The sequence below is a fragment of the Methylomagnum sp. genome, from assembly GCF_054333355.1.
The window spans coordinates 1-15861 of record NZ_JBTEKS010000064.1; the positions used below are offsets into that span (position 1 = coordinate 1).

General features: G+C 58.1%; 16 protein-coding genes. 2 read left to right on the forward strand and 14 right to left on the reverse strand.

The window, feature by feature from the left end; all coding sequences use genetic code 11:
- Together shc and ACXWUF_RS07350 are read right to left on the reverse strand one after the other, a co-directional pair.
- Positions 1 to 1700 (reverse strand): squalene--hopene cyclase (gene shc / locus ACXWUF_RS07345; RefSeq protein ID WP_458494018.1); only part of this gene is annotated, 1700 nt, incomplete at its 3' end.
- Between the two features lie 51 nt (positions 1701 to 1751).
- A complete protein-coding gene (locus ACXWUF_RS07350) occupies positions 1752 to 2798 on the reverse strand; it encodes a phytoene/squalene synthase family protein (RefSeq protein WP_458494019.1) in 1047 nt (348 codons plus the stop codon).
- A 352-nt stretch (positions 2799 to 3150) separates the two neighbouring features.
- Here ACXWUF_RS07350 and hpnH point away from each other — a divergent pair, with 352 nt between their 5' ends.
- Positions 3151 to 4251 (forward strand): adenosyl-hopene transferase HpnH, encoded by a 1101-nt coding sequence (hpnH, locus tag ACXWUF_RS07355; protein WP_458494020.1) that lies wholly within the window; start codon positions 3151 to 3153, stop codon positions 4249 to 4251.
- Between the two features lie 64 nt (positions 4252 to 4315).
- Here hpnH and ACXWUF_RS07360 read toward each other — a convergent pair whose 3' ends face one another.
- From ACXWUF_RS07360 to purE, 11 genes are all read right to left on the reverse strand, one after another.
- A complete protein-coding gene (locus ACXWUF_RS07360) occupies positions 4316 to 4762 on the reverse strand; it encodes a methyltransferase family protein (RefSeq protein ID WP_458494021.1) in 447 nt (148 codons plus the stop codon).
- A gap of 6 nt (positions 4763 to 4768) precedes the next feature.
- On the reverse strand, positions 4769 to 5422 hold the full coding sequence (locus tag ACXWUF_RS07365; protein WP_458494022.1) for an MOSC domain-containing protein: 654 nt from the start codon (positions 5420 to 5422) through the stop codon (positions 4769 to 4771).
- Positions 5423 to 5433: 11 nt separating this feature from the next.
- Positions 5434 to 6021: a ribonuclease HII gene (rnhB, locus tag ACXWUF_RS07370; protein WP_458494023.1), complete on the reverse strand. Its 588-nt coding sequence runs from the start codon at positions 6019 to 6021 to the stop codon at positions 5434 to 5436.
- A gap of 33 nt (positions 6022 to 6054) precedes the next feature.
- Positions 6055 to 6825 carry an acyl-ACP--UDP-N-acetylglucosamine O-acyltransferase gene (gene lpxA / locus ACXWUF_RS07375; RefSeq protein ID WP_458494024.1) on the reverse strand — a complete coding sequence of 257 codons (771 nt, stop codon included), beginning with the start codon at positions 6823 to 6825 and terminating at the stop codon, positions 6055 to 6057.
- Positions 6822 to 7271, reverse strand: a complete 450-nt coding sequence (fabZ, locus tag ACXWUF_RS07380) for a 3-hydroxyacyl-ACP dehydratase FabZ (RefSeq protein ID WP_458494025.1) — start codon at positions 7269 to 7271, stop codon at positions 6822 to 6824. Before fabZ ends, lpxA begins: the two co-directional genes overlap by 4 nt.
- Before the next feature lie 46 nt (positions 7272 to 7317).
- Positions 7318 to 7821, reverse strand: coding sequence for an OmpH family outer membrane protein (locus ACXWUF_RS07385; RefSeq protein ID WP_458494033.1), 504 nt, complete (start codon positions 7819 to 7821; stop codon positions 7318 to 7320).
- Between the two features lie 113 nt (positions 7822 to 7934).
- A complete protein-coding gene (bamA, locus tag ACXWUF_RS07390) occupies positions 7935 to 10322 on the reverse strand; it encodes an outer membrane protein assembly factor BamA (RefSeq protein ID WP_458494026.1) in 2388 nt (795 codons plus the stop codon).
- A gap of 175 nt (positions 10323 to 10497) precedes the next feature.
- Positions 10498 to 11229, reverse strand: a complete 732-nt coding sequence (gene phoU, locus ACXWUF_RS07395) for a phosphate signaling complex protein PhoU (RefSeq protein ID WP_458494027.1) — start codon at positions 11227 to 11229, stop codon at positions 10498 to 10500.
- A 115-nt stretch (positions 11230 to 11344) separates the two neighbouring features.
- The gene (gene rlmM / locus ACXWUF_RS07400) at positions 11345 to 12418 is read right to left on the reverse strand and encodes a 23S rRNA (cytidine(2498)-2'-O)-methyltransferase RlmM (protein WP_458494028.1); all 1074 of its coding nucleotides are present in this window, start codon (positions 12416 to 12418) and stop codon (positions 11345 to 11347) included.
- On the reverse strand, positions 12415 to 13545 hold the full coding sequence (locus tag ACXWUF_RS07405; protein WP_458494029.1) for a 5-(carboxyamino)imidazole ribonucleotide synthase: 1131 nt from the start codon (positions 13543 to 13545) through the stop codon (positions 12415 to 12417). The genes rlmM and ACXWUF_RS07405 overlap by 4 nt, the downstream gene beginning before the upstream one ends.
- A gap of 36 nt (positions 13546 to 13581) precedes the next feature.
- A complete protein-coding gene (purE, locus tag ACXWUF_RS07410; RefSeq protein WP_458494030.1) occupies positions 13582 to 14070 on the reverse strand; it encodes a 5-(carboxyamino)imidazole ribonucleotide mutase in 489 nt (162 codons plus the stop codon).
- 201 nt (positions 14071 to 14271) lie between these two features.
- On the opposite strand from purE, the gene ubiG reads away from it, so the two are divergent.
- Positions 14272 to 15012, forward strand: a complete 741-nt coding sequence (gene ubiG, locus ACXWUF_RS07415) for a bifunctional 2-polyprenyl-6-hydroxyphenol methylase/3-demethylubiquinol 3-O-methyltransferase UbiG (RefSeq protein WP_458494031.1) — start codon at positions 14272 to 14274, stop codon at positions 15010 to 15012.
- Between the two features lie 206 nt (positions 15013 to 15218).
- Here ubiG and ACXWUF_RS07420 read toward each other — a convergent pair whose 3' ends face one another.
- The gene (locus ACXWUF_RS07420) at positions 15219 to 15542 is read right to left on the reverse strand and encodes an SRPBCC family protein (protein WP_458494032.1); all 324 of its coding nucleotides are present in this window, start codon (positions 15540 to 15542) and stop codon (positions 15219 to 15221) included.
- Between the last annotated feature and the right edge of the window lie 319 nt (positions 15543 to 15861).

The following is a 15861-nucleotide window of genomic DNA, read 5'->3' on the forward strand; positions in this document are numbered from 1 at the left end:
TCGTGGTAAGTGAAATTATCCTCACCCCAGCCACCATCGGCGCATTGCACGCTCTTCAACCAAGCCACGGCCCTGCGGATGGACGGATCGTCCTTCGACAAGCCCGCCTTTTCCAAGCCCACCAGCACCGACCAGGTGCCGTAAATGTAATTGGTGCCCCAGCGGCCAAACCAAGAACCATCGGTTTCCTGCTCGTTCCGCAGATAGTCGATGGCCTTGTCGATGACCGGCTGGAACTCAGCCCGCCGCTCCGCCACGCTCGCCAAGAACATCACGCAGCGGCCACTCACATCGGAGGTGGGCGGGTCGAGTAGGGCGCCATGGTCGGCGAACGGGATATGGTTCAGATAGTAATGGGTGTTGTCGGCATCGAACGCGCCCCAGCCGCCGTTCTCGGAGGCCATGCCCGCAATCCAGTTGCCCGCCCGGCGCAGCACGTCGGTGAATTCCGGGCTATCCGCCTGCAAGATGGCCTGGGCCACCACGGCGCTGTCGTCCACGTCCGGGTAATAGGTGTTGTCGAACTGGAAAGCCCAGCCGCCGCCCTCCACATCGGGCCGCTTAATGCGCCAGTCGCCGGGATGGTCGGTCAACTGCTTGCTCGCCAGCCAACGCAGCCCGGCGGTCAACGCCGCTTCGGTGCGGGCGTCCCGGTCGTGCTTATTGACCTCTTGCAGCGCGAGGCTAGAGAGGCCGGTATCCCAAATCGGCGAAACGCAGGGCTGGCAATAAACGTGGTCCTCCTTGAACACCAGCAGGCGCTCGATGGATTCCCGCGCAATGCGGCGATGCTCGTGTTCCGGCGGGTAGCCCAGCAGGTCTAGCGCCTCATAGGCGTTGACCATGGCGGGGAAAATCGCGCCAAGGCCGTCCACGCCATTCAAACGCTCCACGAACCAATCGAGTGCCTTCTGGGTGGCCTTGCGGCGCATGGCCTTCGGAATCAGCGGCTCCATCATGAAGCCAATCCGTTCCAGCGCCAGTACCGCCTTGCCCAGCGGGGTTTTGACGTGGGAGAAATAATTGCGCTCCTGCTCCGGGTCCACGGTGAACAGTTCGCGGACGCCGATTTTCAGCGGGTTGCGGGCCTTCACCTTGTGGCTGCACAGGATGAACAGCGGCACCATCACCGTGCGCGACCAGTAGGAAACCTTGTCCAGATGGAACGGGAACCACTTGGGCAGCAGCATGATTTCCACCGGGATGAACGGCACGGCCCGCCACGGCACCTGCTCGAACATGGCGAGCATGATCCGGGTGAATACGTTCGCGTGGGCCGCGCCGCCCTGGCTCAGAATCCAGTTCCGCGATTTCGCCATGTGGGGCGCGTTGATGTCGTCGCCCGCCAGTTTCAGGGCGTAATAGACCTTCACCGTGCAACTGATGTCGCCGGGTCCGCCGGTGTACAGGGGATAGCTGCCGTCCGCTTGTTGGCGGGAACGCAGATAGACCGCGATCCGGGCTTGCAGCGACTCGTCGATTTCATCCATGAAGTGCATCATCAGGATGTATTCGGAGGGAATCGTGCAATCGGCTTCCAATTCAAAGACCCAGTGACCCGGCTCGTGTTGTAGGTCGAGCAAGTGGTCGCGGGCACGACGGATGGCGGTGTCGAGGAGGGTTTCGGCCCGCGCCGTCGGGATATACGGCTTGAGCAAAACGGAGTCGATTTCGGAAAGAAGGTTTGGGTCTTTAAACATGGTCGAGATGTCCCCCGTAGGTTGGTTGGCTTCTCAGGTACAAATAGGAATTCATGTAGCGCGACTAGGCGGCAGGCCGGTGCCCGCCAGCGCGAAGGCGGCTTTCAAGCCGATGTTGCTGGATCGCAACAGGCGGCTGGTGACGATGGTCGTCTTGACGGCCCGCCGGGTAATCTTGACCTCCGAGGAGGCGCTGAAATCGAGGTGGCTATTGACCTTGCGCAAGGTCAGCACGGCCATCCCCAAGGCCCACAGGCAGAATTCCCGCAGCCCGGTTTCATAGGCCGGAATCAATAGCGTGTAGCGCAGGGCGTTATCCAGATGGCCGTGGGCGATGCCGATGAGTTCGCGGAAGCCCGCCCGGAAACGTGGGTCGTTGTGATGGGGCTTGAGGTCGCGCAGGTCGAAGCCGGTCGCGTCGAAAATATTCTGGGGCAGCCAGCACACGCCGCGCCCGTGATCGTCCCATAAGTCCTTGAGAATATTGGTCATTTGTAGACCCTGGCCGAAGGAGACGGCCAGCTTCATCATGTCGTCGCGGTGCGCGGCGACGGCCAGCGAGTAATGGCAGAACAGCCGGGTCAGCATTTCGCCGACCACGCCCGCCACGTAGTAGCAATAGCGGTCCATTTCCGCCATGGTTGCCACCCCGAACCGCAGGTCGCGATCCTGGAATTCGGCCATGCCCTCGGCCATGATTTGCACGCAATAGGCCAGCGCGTCGCGTTGCTCGGCTTCAAAGCCGTGGGTGATTTGAATGACGCGGGGAATGACGCGGATCAGTTCGTGTTCCGCCGGGATTGTTTGCGCGGATAGCAGCGGTGCCAGTTCATCGCGCAACGGCTCTGGGGCTTCTTCGCCGCGTACGATTCGGGCGAATTGCTGGCAAAACTGGCGCTTCTGGGCGGAGTCCAGGGCCACTTCGTCCTCAACGGTATCCACGATTCGGCAGAGCAAATACGCATTGGACACGGGTTTGGCGAGCGCGGGCGGGAGTTGCGGAATGGTGAGCGCGAAGGTCCGCGACACCCCTTGCAGCAGGTGCGCCTGAAAGGCGTCGTCGCTCAGGGCTTCGAGGCTTAAAGCCGTGCCCGGCATAGGGCCGACGCTAGGGCTGGAGAGGGTGGCTCCATTCAAAGTCATTGATATATAAATGGGTTTTTAGGTTCGGCCTAATTCTTGCAAAAAAATAATGCCGGTTGGCCCGATGGTCGAGATTCTAACGGCATTGCCTTTTTCGTCAAGCGATGTTGTATTTTAACGAAAAACAGTTGAGGAAAATACAACTAAACGCTAGCATGTTGTTTAAATAGGCGAAGAGTCGGTATTCCCGTCAATATTGAGTGGAATCGACGAACGTCCAAGCGAATTTGGGTTATTCCCATTGACTACGTCCGGGATAATCTGCCGAGAAATGACTGGTTTTTAATTTTGAATTTGGGGAGGCCCCATGAGTGTTCCGCTGAGGCAGCAATTCACCGTCGCAAAATATCTCATCCAGCAAAAGTTGAAGGGCAACAAGCAGTACCCTTTAGTGCTGATGCTTGAGCCGCTGTTCCGCTGCAACTTGGCGTGTGCGGGCTGTGGCAAGATCGACTACCCGGATGACATCCTCAACCGCCGCCTGAGCGTCGAGGAAGCCCTGCAATCCGTGGACGAATGCGGCGCTCCCATCGTCTCCATCGCCGGTGGCGAACCGCTGTTGCATAAGGAATTGCCGGAGATCGTCGAGGGCATCATCGCCCGTGGCAAATACGTTTACCTCTGCACCAACGCGCTGTTGCTCAGGAAGCGCATCGACGATTACAAGCCGTCGCCTTACCTGACCTTCTCCATCCACCTCGACGGCAACCGCGAGCGTCACGATGCGTCGGTGTGCCAGAAGGGCGTGTTCGACCGCGCCGTGGAGGCCATCGAACTGGCGATCAGCAAGGGCTTCCGGGTCACGATCAACTGCACCTTGTTCCAAGGCGAGGGAGCCGAGGAAATCGCCGAGTTCCTGAATCATTGCAACAAGCTGGGCGTGGAAGGCACCACCATCGCGCCGGGCTTCAGCTACGAGCACGCGCCGAAGCAGGACATCTTCATCAAGATGCGCGAGAGCAAGCAGTTGTTCCGCGATGTGTTCAAGCTGGGCCGGGGCAAGAAGTGGAAGCTCAACCATTCCAGCCTGTACCTGGACTTCCTGGCGGGCAACCAGAGCTACAACTGCACGCCGTGGGGCAACCCGACCCGCAACGTGTTTGGCTGGCAGAAGCCGTGCTATTTGCTGGTGGACGAGGGCTACGCGGCGTCCTTCAAGGCGTTGATGGAGGAAACCCCGTGGGATAAATACGGCAATTCCAAGAATCCCAAGTGCGCCAACTGCATGGCCCATTGCGGCTACGAGGCCAGCGCGGTTGAGGATGCGATGAAGAATCCCTTGAAGGCCGCGTGGGTGTCGCTGTTTGGACCCAAGACCACGGGACCGATGGCGGAAGAGCCTACGCCGGAATACGAAGTTTCGGGCGCTAAGGCCCGCCCGGTGATTCCGATTAAGGCGGTGGATTAATCGCTCTCCAAAAAACCGGCGGTCCCGTCTGACGGAACCGCCGGTTTTTTTATGCCCACATTTTTTATAACCAGCGGGGAATGCGCTTTCGGAATTCGTCGTAGGTCGTTCCAAACAGGGCGGACAGTTTGGCCTCCTCGAAAGGAACGTGAATCAACCCAATCGCCCAGACAAACGCGGGCGGCACCAAGTAAAAGAACAGAGTGCCAAAATACAAAGCCACCCCAAACAGCGCGGTTAAAATCCCCAAATACATGGGATTGCGGGTCCAGCGATACGCGCCCGTGACCACCAGTGCCGAAGGTTCGCCGTGCGGGATTGGCGTGGTGCGCTGTTTGAGAAAACCCAACAAGGCCGACAGGGCCAGCAGAAAGCCCGCGCCCGCCAGCACGAAACCGCCGAGCGGGGCGCGGATCAACGTAAGTCCTGGCAGCGCTGTTTCTAAGGCGTAGGCCAGGCCAACCAAAATCAACGCGATGACGGGCGGTGGCACGAAGACGAGTTTTTCCATGGCCGCTTACTCCGCGCTGAGCCGTTGTTGAAGAAGATCATCCCGCCAAGCCACGGACAGGGCGGCGACACCCAACACTTTCTCGATGAATTCCCGTTGGCGCGGTCCCTTGTTCACTGCCAGCATGGCGTCGCAGATGTTGACGCGGCCCGCGTCTTCATGGACCCGTTCGATGCTGTCGCCGGCCTTGACTTCGCCTGCCTTAAGCACCCGCAGATAAAAACCGACCCGCCCTGAATGGCGGAACGTGCCAACAAACTGGGGATCGCCCATTTTGATGCCAAGCTTGAAGCACGGCACACGGGGTTGCGTGACCTGGGTCAGCACGCTGCCAATGCGGAATACATCGCCGATATGCACGGCCTCGTCGGGCATCCCCGCCACGGTGAGGTTCTCGCCGAACTGTCCGTGGGTGAACGGGCCTCGATTTAATTCGCCTTCCCAGAAGCGGTAGTTTTCCTCGGTGTAGGCATACACGGCCTTGTCCGGTCCGCCGTGGTTTTCGCGGTCCACCTGCACATCGCCGTCGAGACCCAAGATGCCGACAGACACCAGCCCTTCCAGCCCTTCCAGTGGTTCTTTATAAATCCCGGTGGAAACCCAATGGCCCCTGTGTTTGACCTGCCTTGCAATGGCCCGGCTGATGGTCAGCAATTTCATAGCGAACTCGCTCAGGATGATATTGAAGAATGAAGCTCCAGCAGCCGTTTGACCGGGCCGAAGCTCCGCCGATGAATGGGGCTGACGCCCAGTCGTTCCAAATCGGCCCGGTGGCTCTCGGTTGGATAGCCCTTATGGATGGCTAGGCCGTAACCGGGATAGAGGGTATCAAGGATTTCCATTTCCCGGTCCCGGAACACCTTGGCGAGTATGGACGCGGCGGAAATGGCGGGCACCGTGAGGTCGCCGCCGACGATGGCTTCGACGGGGCAGGGTAGTTTGGGTGCGCGGTTGCCGTCTACCAGCGCCCGCTCGGGCACGAGGCCCAGCGCGGCGTAGGCCCGGCGCATCGCCAGGAAAGTGGCTTGCAGGATGTTGAGGCGGTCGATTTCCGGCACCTCGGCCCGGCCAATGGCCCAGGCCAGGGCTTGCTCTTTGATAACGAGCGCCAGGGCCTCGCGTCGTTGGGGGGTGAGCTTCTTGGAATCGGTCAAGCCTTGGATTGAACAGAGACTGTCCGGCAGCACCACCACGGCGGTGATGACCGGGCCAGCGATGCAGCCGCGCCCCACTTCGTCCAGTCCCGCGATGGTCGGCATGGGTTGGGGCGTCCTGCGTATTGGCGCGGCGAGTCAGCGGATGATGCTGCGTCCGGGATGGCGCAGGAATTCCACCAAGCGCAGCACTTCCGGCGTCTCGGCGGCCATTTCCTCCAGCGCTTGAATGGCTTCGTCCAGCTTCAGGCCGGATTTGTAGACGCGCTTGTAGGCTTTCCTGATTTGGCGGACGGCTTCGGAGCTAAAGCCTTGCCGCTCTAGACCCACGCTATTGATGCCATGGGGCTTGGTCGGGCTGCCGCCGATCATGACGTAGGGCGGCACGTCCCGGTTGATGACGCTGCCCATGGCCGAGAAGCTGTGCTGCCCGATCCGGCAGAATTGATGTACCAGGGAGAAGCCGCCCAGGATGGCGTGATCGTCCACATGAACATGGCCCGCGAGCGACGCGGAATTCGCCATGATGACGTGGTTGCCCACCACGCAATCGTGCGCGACATGGGTGTAAGCCATCAGCAGGTTATCGTCGCCGATGCGGGTGACGCCCTTATCCTGCGCGGTGCCCCGGTGGATCGTGACGAACTCGCGGATGGTGTTGCGGTCGCCAATTACCAGTTCGGTCACTTCGCCCCGATACTTCTTGTCTTGTGGGTCTTCACCGACCGAGGCGAACTGAAAGATATGGTTGTGTTGGCCGATGCGGGTCGGCCCTTTGATGACCGTGTGTGGGCCGATGGTCGTGCCCGCGTCGATTTGAACCCCCGCGCCGATGATGGCGTAAGGGCCGACGCAGACATCGTCCGCGAGTTCCGCGCCGGGGTCGATGAGGGCGGTTGGGTGGATCAAGCGCTCTGCTCCGGTTGCTCCGCCGCCGCGCACATGATCTCGGCGCTCGCCACGAATTCGCCATCCACCTCGGCGCGGCAGGAAAATGCCCAGATGTTCCGCTTGTGGCGCAGGTAGGTGGCTTCCAGCATCAGCCGGTCGCCCGGCACCACCGGGCGCTTGAAGCGGACTTTATCTAAGCCCACCAGATAATAGGTTTTGCCTTTGCCCATAATGCCCGGCATGGACGCCCCCGCCAGTAATCCCGTGGTTTGAGCCAGCGCTTCGATAATCAGCACGCCCGGCATGATCGATTGTTGGGGGAAATGACCCGTGAAGAACGGCTCGTTGTAGGTCACGTTCTTGTAGCCCAAGAGCCGCTTGCCGGGTTCAACCTCCACAACTCGGTCGATCAGGAGAAAGGGATAACGGTGAGGGAGATATTCCTGTATGGTTTGAATATCCAAAGCGCTTGCCTATGGTTTGTGGATAATGACCGGGGAATATAGCGATTTATTTGAAGCTTTGTTCAAGTTTCTTTTCAACCTTGGTGGTGACATCAATGCCCTCACTGGCATAAACGACGCCATCGGTCAGCAATAAATCGAAACCATCTTCTTTCGCCAAGGATTGAATGGCCTCAAAAATCTCCTTTTGCAGCTTGCCTAGTTCCTCGTTGCGGCGCAGATTAAAATCTTCCCGAAATTCATCCTGTAGGCGTTTGGCTTCGCGCTTGCGGTTAAGTATTTCCTTGTCCAGTTTCTGCTTTTCCGAATCGCTCATCACGGCGGCATCTTTACCAAGCTTGTCTTCCATCTGCTTGATTTCTTTCTGTTCTGCCACCAGCCGCTTGTCGCGGGGCGCGAACTCACGCTCCAAATCCTTTTTAGCCTTATCTGCTTGAGGTGCTTTTTCCAGCAATTTCGCCACATTAACGAAACCAATCTTGAGTTCCGCCGCCGAAACCCCCATGCTAGTTAAAAGAACCAGCAGCGCGATACCAATTTTTTTGCCCATATTCAATTTTCACTCCTAAGCGATGTGATTAAAAAAGCCAATTTAGTGATTATACAAGAATCCATTTGATTCCCAGCGATTTAGCCCATTCTTCCTCAACCCGAGGCAGGGCCTTAAAAGGCTGAGCCGAACGAGAACTGGAAAGCTTGCGTCCTGTCGCCCGCCTGCGTGTTGAGCGGTTGCGCGATGCTGACCGCCAAGGCACCGAAGGGCGATAACCAGCGGGCTGACAAACCCGCCGAATAACGCAAGAAGCTACTCTTGGTTTCGGCGTAGCAATCGGAAGCGTAAGGGTCCGACTTCGGGCCGGGGCGTGCGACCTTGAAGACGCCACAGTAAACATTGCCGACATCCAAGAAGCCGCCGAGCCGGATGCTTTTGCTGTCGTGCATGAAAGGCACCGGGAAAAGTAATTCCGCCGTGCCGACGATCTTGCTCGATCCGCCGAGCGAGAGATTGCCACCGGACCCCTGCGTGTTGGGCGTGGTGCGGGGACCGAGCGAACTGGGATAAAACCCGCGCACGGATTGAGGGCCGCCCGCATAATAATTTTCAAAAAACGGCAATCCGTCGGTGCTGCCATACCCGTCGCCATAAGCGACTTCGCCCATCACCATGAATGTCAGGTCTTTAGCCAGCGGGAAATAATGCTGGATTTTATAACTCGCCTTATAAAACTTGAGGGAATCGTCGCCGGGCAGGGGCATGGTGCCCAGCATGGATAGGCGTTGCGCACCGCCATTGGTCGGGAATATGGCCCGATTCAAGGTATCGTGTATCCAGCCAATGGATATGGGCAAATAGTTGAAGGTGTGCTTTCTAGCGCCAACCCCGCCGTATTGCTCCAAAAAGCTGATAACTTCCGCCGAAGAATTGTTCGATGACTTCAACTTGGTATTATTAAAATCCAGGTTGAATTTAAAACTATCAAACTCCCCTAATGGAATGCCCATATTAATGCCTGCCGTGGCGGTATCCGTCGCGTAGTTGGCAAGATTCACCTGATAGGCGTTGGTTTTTCGGTAGCCTAAATCGAAACCGCTGCTGATGCCATCCAGTGTGGTGTAAGGATTGAAATAGTTAAGCTGGTAAGTGGTATTGATATTGCTGTTATTAAAATTAACACCAATCCGCTTGCCGGTGCCAAACACGTTATCCTGAGTGATGTTGGCATTAACAATGATGCCCTGCAATTGCGAATAACCCACGCCCGCCATGATATTGCCCGAAGGCTTTTCCACCACGCTGTAATTCACGTCAATCTGGTCGGAAGTGCCGGGCACAGCGGGAGTTTCCACATTGGTTTCTTGGAAATAGCCCAAGCGCTCCAAGCGGGTTTTGGAGCGCTCAATTTTGGTGCTAGACGCCCAGGCCGCTTCCATTTGCCGCATTTCCCGGCGCAATACCTCGTCGCGGGTTTTGGTGTTACCACGGAAAGTAATGCGGCGCACATAAACCTGTTTGCCGGGGTCGACGAAGAACGTGATGGCGACGGTTTTCTTGGCCTCGTCAATGTCCGGCACCATATTCACGTTGGCGAAGATATAACCTTCATCGCCCAACCGATCCGAAATGGCTTTCTGGGTTTCCGTGCCCAGTTTGCGGGAGAAGGTGTCGGAGGGGCCGATCTTCACCAACGGCGTGACTTCGTTGGGCGACACAATCAGCTTGCCGGTCACTTTCACATCGTTGACGGTGTAAATCTCGCCTTCTTTGACGTTGACGGTGATATAGATCTCTTTCTTGTCGGGGGTAATCGAAACCTGGGTGGATTCGATCTGGAAATTGATATAGCCCCGGTCGAGATAATAGGAGCGTAGCCGTTCCAAGTCCGCCGAGAGTTTTTGTTTCGAGTATTGGTCGTCCTTGGTGTAAAACGAAATTAAATTGCCGGTGCTTAATTCAAATTCCCGCAACAGGTCCTCGTCACTGAAAGCGTTATTGCCGACAACATTGATTTGCTTGATTTTGGCGACCCGGCCTTCGGAGATTTTGATATTAACCGCCACCCGATTGCGGGGTAGGTCGGAAACTTCCGAGTCGATTTTCAGGCCGTATTTGCCCCGGCTGTAATATTGGCGGCGGAGTTCCTGCTCCACTTTGTCGAGAATGGCCCGGTCAAATACCTTGCCTTCCGCAAGGCCCACCCCTTTCAGGGCTTTTTTCAGGTCTTCGGTCCCGATGTCCTTATTGCCTTCGATTTTGATGCTGGAAATGGAGGGCCGTTCCTCCACGATAATCACCAGGATATTGCCAGCTTGTTCCAGCCGGACATCCTTGAAGAATCCGGTTTTGAATAGGGCTTTGATGGACTCCGCTGATTGCCGCTGATCGAACGAATCGCCGACCTTGACCGGCAGATAGTTGAATACAGTGCCTGCCGAAATGCGTTGTAGCCCTTCGACGCGAATATCCTCAATGGTGAAGGAATCCAGCGCCCAAGCCGGGGCAGCGAACAACAACCAGAACCCCAATAGGTTGGCGAATAAATGGCGCTTCATGAATTAAGAATGGGTTGACTCAGCGGTACGATGGGATGCGCCGGAGCGGCGCGAATCGTCGGAGAGGCCCATTCCATGGCAATTCCCCAGTTGATAATAAAATACTGGGGCCGAGATTTTCAATGTGGGGACGATTAACCTGCCGTGCATGATTTCAATTGAATCGATAAATAGGCTAGAGGTTTCGCCGGAGGTCTTTTTCCACCTGCTCGATACTGATGTGGCGAATATTTTTGCCTTTAACGTAATAGATAACATATTCGCAGATATTGCAGGCGCGATCTCCGACCCGCTCCAGTGAGCGCGCCGACCACATGATGTTGAGCGACACCGGAATCGACCGGGGGTCTTCCATCATGTAGGTGATTTGCTGGCGCATGATGCTTTCGTATTCCCGGTCCACCTGCCGGTCTTCCTGGACCACCCGCAAGGCGGTATCCACGTCCATGCGGGCGAAGGAGTCCAAAGCTTCCCGCAATAGCTCGCGGGAGTGCTGGGCGAGTTGTTGCAGGTCGGTGAGTTGATTCTTCTTGGGATAATGGCCCGCCAAATCGACGGCGATGCGGGCGATGCGCTTGGCCTCATCGCCAATCCGCTCCAAGTCGGTAATGGTCTTGATGACCGCCACGACCAAGCGCAAATCGCGGGCGGCGGGTTGGCGCAGGGCGAGAATCTGGGTGCATTCCTCGTCGATGGAAACTTCCAGCGAATTGACCTTGTAGTCATCGGCGATGACCCGCTCGGCCAAATCCACATCGCCCTCGATCAGCGACTTGACCGCCGATTCGATCTGCTCCTCCACCAAGCCGCCCAAGGTCAATACCTGATTGCTGATGTCCAGCAATTCGTGGTCGTACTGCTTGGAAATATGCTGATGGATGTGTTCGTTGTCGAGAAGGCTGGTCATGGCCGGAGGGGTGATTGAGTCGGAAGGTTTCGAGTGTTTTGGGCAAAAACCGAGCCGCATTCTATCAACTCGGTAAGACCGTTGAAAGTTCAACGGCTTGAAACAGGGGAAGCGGTCAACGCGCTATCCGAGACAAATAGCCGGTCACTTCGGCGCGATCATGATAAAGCTGTTTGAAGCGTAGCCGACAGGGAATCCCAGCCCGAGCGGCCCGCTCTTGGATCGTGGCGCGGGCGCGTTCGACTTCTTCGAAACGTTTTTTCATGGGCAGCTTGAGGTTAAAAATGATCTGCCCGGCCAGCCCTGTGGCGAACCAATCCGCCACCAGGGCGGCGATGCGGCCGGGTTGCTCCACCATATCACAGACCAGCCAATCCACCGGCTTGGGCGGGTGGTAGCGGAAGCCATCCATCCGCAGATGCTCGACGATGCCGCTCTCTAACAGGGCCGGGGCCAAGGGGCCATTGTCCACGGCGACGGTGCGGATGTGGCGCTTGACCAGTTGCCAAGTCCAGCCGCCGGGCGCCGCGCCGAGATCAACCGCCGTCATGCCGGGCCGCAATTCGCGCTCGGGGTCGCCGACGAACGTCAGGAAGGCCTCTTCCAATTTAAGCGTGGAGCGGCTGGGCGCGGCGGATGGGAACTTGAGCCGGGGAATGCCCATCAGCCAGGGCGCGGCATTGCCCGGAACGGAAACCCCGACGTAGGCGGTGGCCGAATCCAGGAAAAATACATGCAGGCGCGGCACCCCCGGACCACCGAGCAGATCGGCTTTTTTGAGGGCGATGTCGAAGGGCGCGGCGAATTTCCGCAGGAACACGGCCAATTCCTTGGCCTCGTTGGTGTCGGCGGTTTCCATGAACGCGCCGGAAAATCGGCCCGCCAAGTTTCTGGCTTTATCTAATAGCGGCGTGATGCGGTCCTCGGTCGGCAGCCCCGTCAGCGGCCCCACGGCGAAGACCATTTGCCGAGCGAATGCCAAGTCATCGAACAGCAATTGCCGCCGCAGTGTGTCCAGGGCGGCGGCGGGCGGAATGAATAGCACGAAACCACTGTCCGGCTTGGCCTTGACGTAGCCGGTCACGCCTTCTTCCCCGGCTCGCGCCAGGATTTCGGCGGCGCATTCCTTCTCAAAGCCCGCCCGGCAATACAGCAATAGCAGGCCATCGGCCACGTCCGCGCCGCTCATTCGCGCAGCATCTGCTTGAGTTGCAGGGCTTGCGTCAGGGCGCTCTCGACATCCTCGGCCAGCACATTGAAATGGCCCATCTTGCGACCGATGCGGGCCGATTTCTTGCCATATAAATGCAAGATGACGTTGGGCTGGCTCAAGAGCTTGTCCCAGGCCGGTTCGTCGTCTCGCCAAATATCGCCAAGCAGGTTGACCATGGCGACCGGGCTGAGCAGCCGCGTATCGCCCGGCGGCAAGCCGCATAGGGTCCGCACTTGTTGCTCGAACTGGCTGGTCATGCAGGCGTCCAGCGTGTAATGGCCGCTGTTGTGGGGGCGGGGCGCGATTTCATTGATGACCAGTTCGCCGCCCGCCAGCACGAAGAATTCCACCGCCAGGACGCCGACATAATCCATCGCCTCCGCCAGTTTCAAGGCCATGGCCCGCGCCTCTGCCGCCACGCTGCCGCTGACCCGCGCCGGGACGATGCTGATATCGAGGATGCCAGCCTCGTGATGGTTTTCCGCCACCGGAAAGGTGGTGACCTCGCCGGGACCCGTGCGGGCGACGATGACCGAAACCTCGGTTTTAAGATCGAGCATCCGCTCCAACACGCAGGGCTTCTGGCCCATTTCGGCGAACGCGGCCTGAGCTTCCGCCGGGGTTTTCACGCGGAGTTGGCCCTTGCCGTCGTAGCCGAACCGGGCCAGTTTGAGGATGCCGGGTAGGTGGCCGCTCAAGTCTTGTTCTAACTCCGTGGCCGTTTCGATGGCGAGAAACGGTGCCACGGCGAGTCCGGCTCCGGCGACGTAGTTCTTTTCGAGGATGCGGTCCTGGGCGATGAACACGCTGTGCGCCGCTGGGCTGACCCGGATGCGTTCGGCGAGGTGGCGCATACTGTCCGCCGGGACGTTCTCGAATTCGGTGGTGATGGCGACGCAGGTTTCGGCCAGATGGTTCAGGGCGGTGCGGTCGTCGTAGGCGGCGCGGAGGTGGACGTCGGCGAGGCTCCCCGCCGGGCTGTCCGGGTCGGGGTCCAGCACCGTGACCCGGTAGCCCATGGCGCGGGCCGCCATGGTGAACATGCGGCCCAACTGGCCGCCCCCCAGGATGCCCAGCATGGCATTGGGCAGAATGTGTTTCATGGATTGGTCTCGCTCAGATCAAGTAAGCGCGGAAGGTTATTCGAATTCCGGCAAGGTCGCCGCCAGCACGGAATCGGTCTGGCATTGGCGGAATGCCTGAAGTTTGGCGGCGATGGCCGGGTCATTGGTGGCTAGCAGCGCCACCGCGAATAGACCTGCGTTGATGGCGCCCGCTTCCCCGATGGCGAAGGTGGCGACCGGAATGCCCTTGGGCATTTGCACGATGGAATAAAGGGAATCCAGCCCCTTGAGGTATTTGCTTGGCACCGGCACGCCTAATATCGGCACGATGGTCTTGGCCGCCAACATGCCCGGCAGATGGGCCGCGCCGCCCGCGCCGGCGATGATGGCTTTGAGTCCGCGTTCCGCCGCCGTTTCCGCGTATCGGAACAATAGGTCCGGGGTCCGGTGGGCCGAGACCACTTGGGTTTCATAGGAAATGCCGAAGTCCTTCAACTGACGGGCGGCATGCCGCATGACCTCCCAGTCGCTCGTGCTGCCCATGACAATGCCGATTTGAACCATTTTTCCGCGCTCTTTTCAGAAGAAAAACAAGCATTTTAGCCGATCCAGGCTTAATCAAAAGAAGCGCGAGCTTATTAAAGGGCGAACCGCCCCGGCTTGCATGTTGAATCCATCGGGCCGCTGCTAAAATCGGGACGCAGGCGGATATTGCCTGCTACGGCGTTTATCTGTGGTCCGACTTCTTATAACTCGGTGCCCCTGATGCCTATACCTTCCACTATCGACCCCGTCGAAGCCGCTCATTTTGAACGACTCGCCAAACTCTGGTGGGACGCCGACGGGCCGTTTTGGCCGCTGCATCGACTGAACTCACTGCGCCTCGACTACATCCGCGACCATCTAGCCGCCAAATTCGGGGGGAATACGGGTGCCGACTTGCCGCTGACGGGGCTGCGGCTTCTGGATATCGGTTGCGGCGGCGGCATTCTGAGCGAGGCGGTGGCGAGGCTGGGGGCGGCAGTGCATGGCGTGGACGTGGTGGAACAAAACATCCGCATTGCCCAGCGCCATGCCGAAGACCATGGGCTTGCTATCCGGTATGAATGGAGCAGCGCTGAAGCATTAGCGGAACGGGGCGAGCAATACGGCGCGGTGCTTAACATGGAGGTGGTGGAGCATGTGGCCGACCTTCCGTTATTCATGGAAAGCTGTACGCGCTTGGTCAGGCCGGGCGGGCTGATGGTCATCGGCACGCTCAACCGAACCGTGGCCTCGTTTCTCGGCGCCATCGTGATGGCTGAATATGTGCTGCGTTGGTTGCCTAAGGGCACTCATCACTGGCAGAAATTCCCTACACCAGCGGAGTTGGAGCGGCTCATAGAGCGCGGTGGCATGAGGGTCGTCGACCGTGTTGGCGTTGGGGTGAATCCGTTTGGCTGGAAATTCAGGCTAACCCGCTATATGGGCATGAATTACATGCTGGTGGCAGAGAAGCCGGGTTAACCACTTCAGCGAATCGTCCGTATCCCTGTTGCGAAGCTCAGCCAAGGCCGATATGGCATGGCATTGCGGGTCAGTTCCTCCACAAGCGCTCCAGGTAATCCCTTCGAAAATCGAAAATGGCTTCCAGCCGCGCTCGGATGAAGACGGCGTGTACTAGCCGCCCGAGCCAGCCCCAAGGCATCACGTAATAGACCGTGTCCTCCATTTCAATGCCGCTTTTTGACAGCCCGGAAGCGATGTTCGTGATACCAGAATCGGAAAGGGCCGATGCGTTGCTCATCAACGAAGCGGCTTAATGGCTCGACATGCTTTATCTCCGTAACCCAAGTCATGGGTACACCAGCCACGGCGGCAATGCGGTAGGTGATGATGAGGCCGGAGTAAATGTCGTCGGGGGTTTCGGACGTGATTTCAAAGTTAAGGAAGGGCGGGGTGATCTCTTCGAGATTGCGCGGTGTTGAGAAGAATGACCAGGCTTCTTCGAGATTGATAGGTAGAAACTGGGTGCGGTGTAGGCGGTAGATTTTCATAAGCGGCGATTTTTGGGCGGCGTGCGGTCATATGTAATTCAACGCGTAGATTGTCCGGGAGTGCTTGATGTGCCGCTAGCAGTTCTTGATGGGGTTCGTAAAAATAAGGGGAAAAGTGAACCAAGTACTTGTTTTTTAGATTGATTGAAAGATATAGCACGCTTTTTTAAAAAAAAGCCGCTTGACGGGCTGGGGGTTTATCTGGATAATGTCTGGCTCACCCCGGATGGCGGGGTGGCCGCCCGGGACGGCGGCGGACGAGGGGGGGTTGACAGGGTTGGCTGGGATGGTTAAACTTCTCTGTCTCAACGGCGCTGAA

Coding starts and splice junctions, on each gene's coding strand:
- ACXWUF_RS07350 (WP_458494019.1), bottom strand. CDS start 2,798: ATGCCGGGCACGGCTTTAAGCCTCGAAGCCCTGAGCGACGACGCCTTT.
- hpnH (WP_458494020.1), top strand. CDS start 3,151: ATGAGTGTTCCGCTGAGGCAGCAATTCACCGTCGCAAAATATCTCATC.
- ACXWUF_RS07360 (WP_458494021.1), bottom strand. CDS start 4,762: ATGGAAAAACTCGTCTTCGTGCCACCGCCCGTCATCGCGTTGATTTTG.
- ACXWUF_RS07365 (WP_458494022.1), bottom strand. CDS start 5,422: ATGAAATTGCTGACCATCAGCCGGGCCATTGCAAGGCAGGTCAAACAC.
- rnhB (WP_458494023.1), bottom strand. CDS start 6,021: ATGCCGACCATCGCGGGACTGGACGAAGTGGGGCGCGGCTGCATCGCT.
- ACXWUF_RS07385 (WP_458494033.1), bottom strand. CDS start 7,821: ATGGGCAAAAAAATTGGTATCGCGCTGCTGGTTCTTTTAACTAGCATG.
- bamA (WP_458494026.1), bottom strand. CDS start 10,322: ATGAAGCGCCATTTATTCGCCAACCTATTGGGGTTCTGGTTGTTGTTC.
- phoU (WP_458494027.1), bottom strand. CDS start 11,229: ATGACCAGCCTTCTCGACAACGAACACATCCATCAGCATATTTCCAAG.
- rlmM (WP_458494028.1), bottom strand. CDS start 12,418: ATGAGCGGCGCGGACGTGGCCGATGGCCTGCTATTGCTGTATTGCCGG.
- ACXWUF_RS07405 (WP_458494029.1), bottom strand. CDS start 13,545: ATGAAACACATTCTGCCCAATGCCATGCTGGGCATCCTGGGGGGCGGC.
- purE (WP_458494030.1), bottom strand. CDS start 14,070: ATGGTTCAAATCGGCATTGTCATGGGCAGCACGAGCGACTGGGAGGTC.
- ubiG (WP_458494031.1), top strand. CDS start 14,272: ATGCCTATACCTTCCACTATCGACCCCGTCGAAGCCGCTCATTTTGAA.
- ACXWUF_RS07420 (WP_458494032.1), bottom strand. CDS start 15,542: ATGAAAATCTACCGCCTACACCGCACCCAGTTTCTACCTATCAATCTC.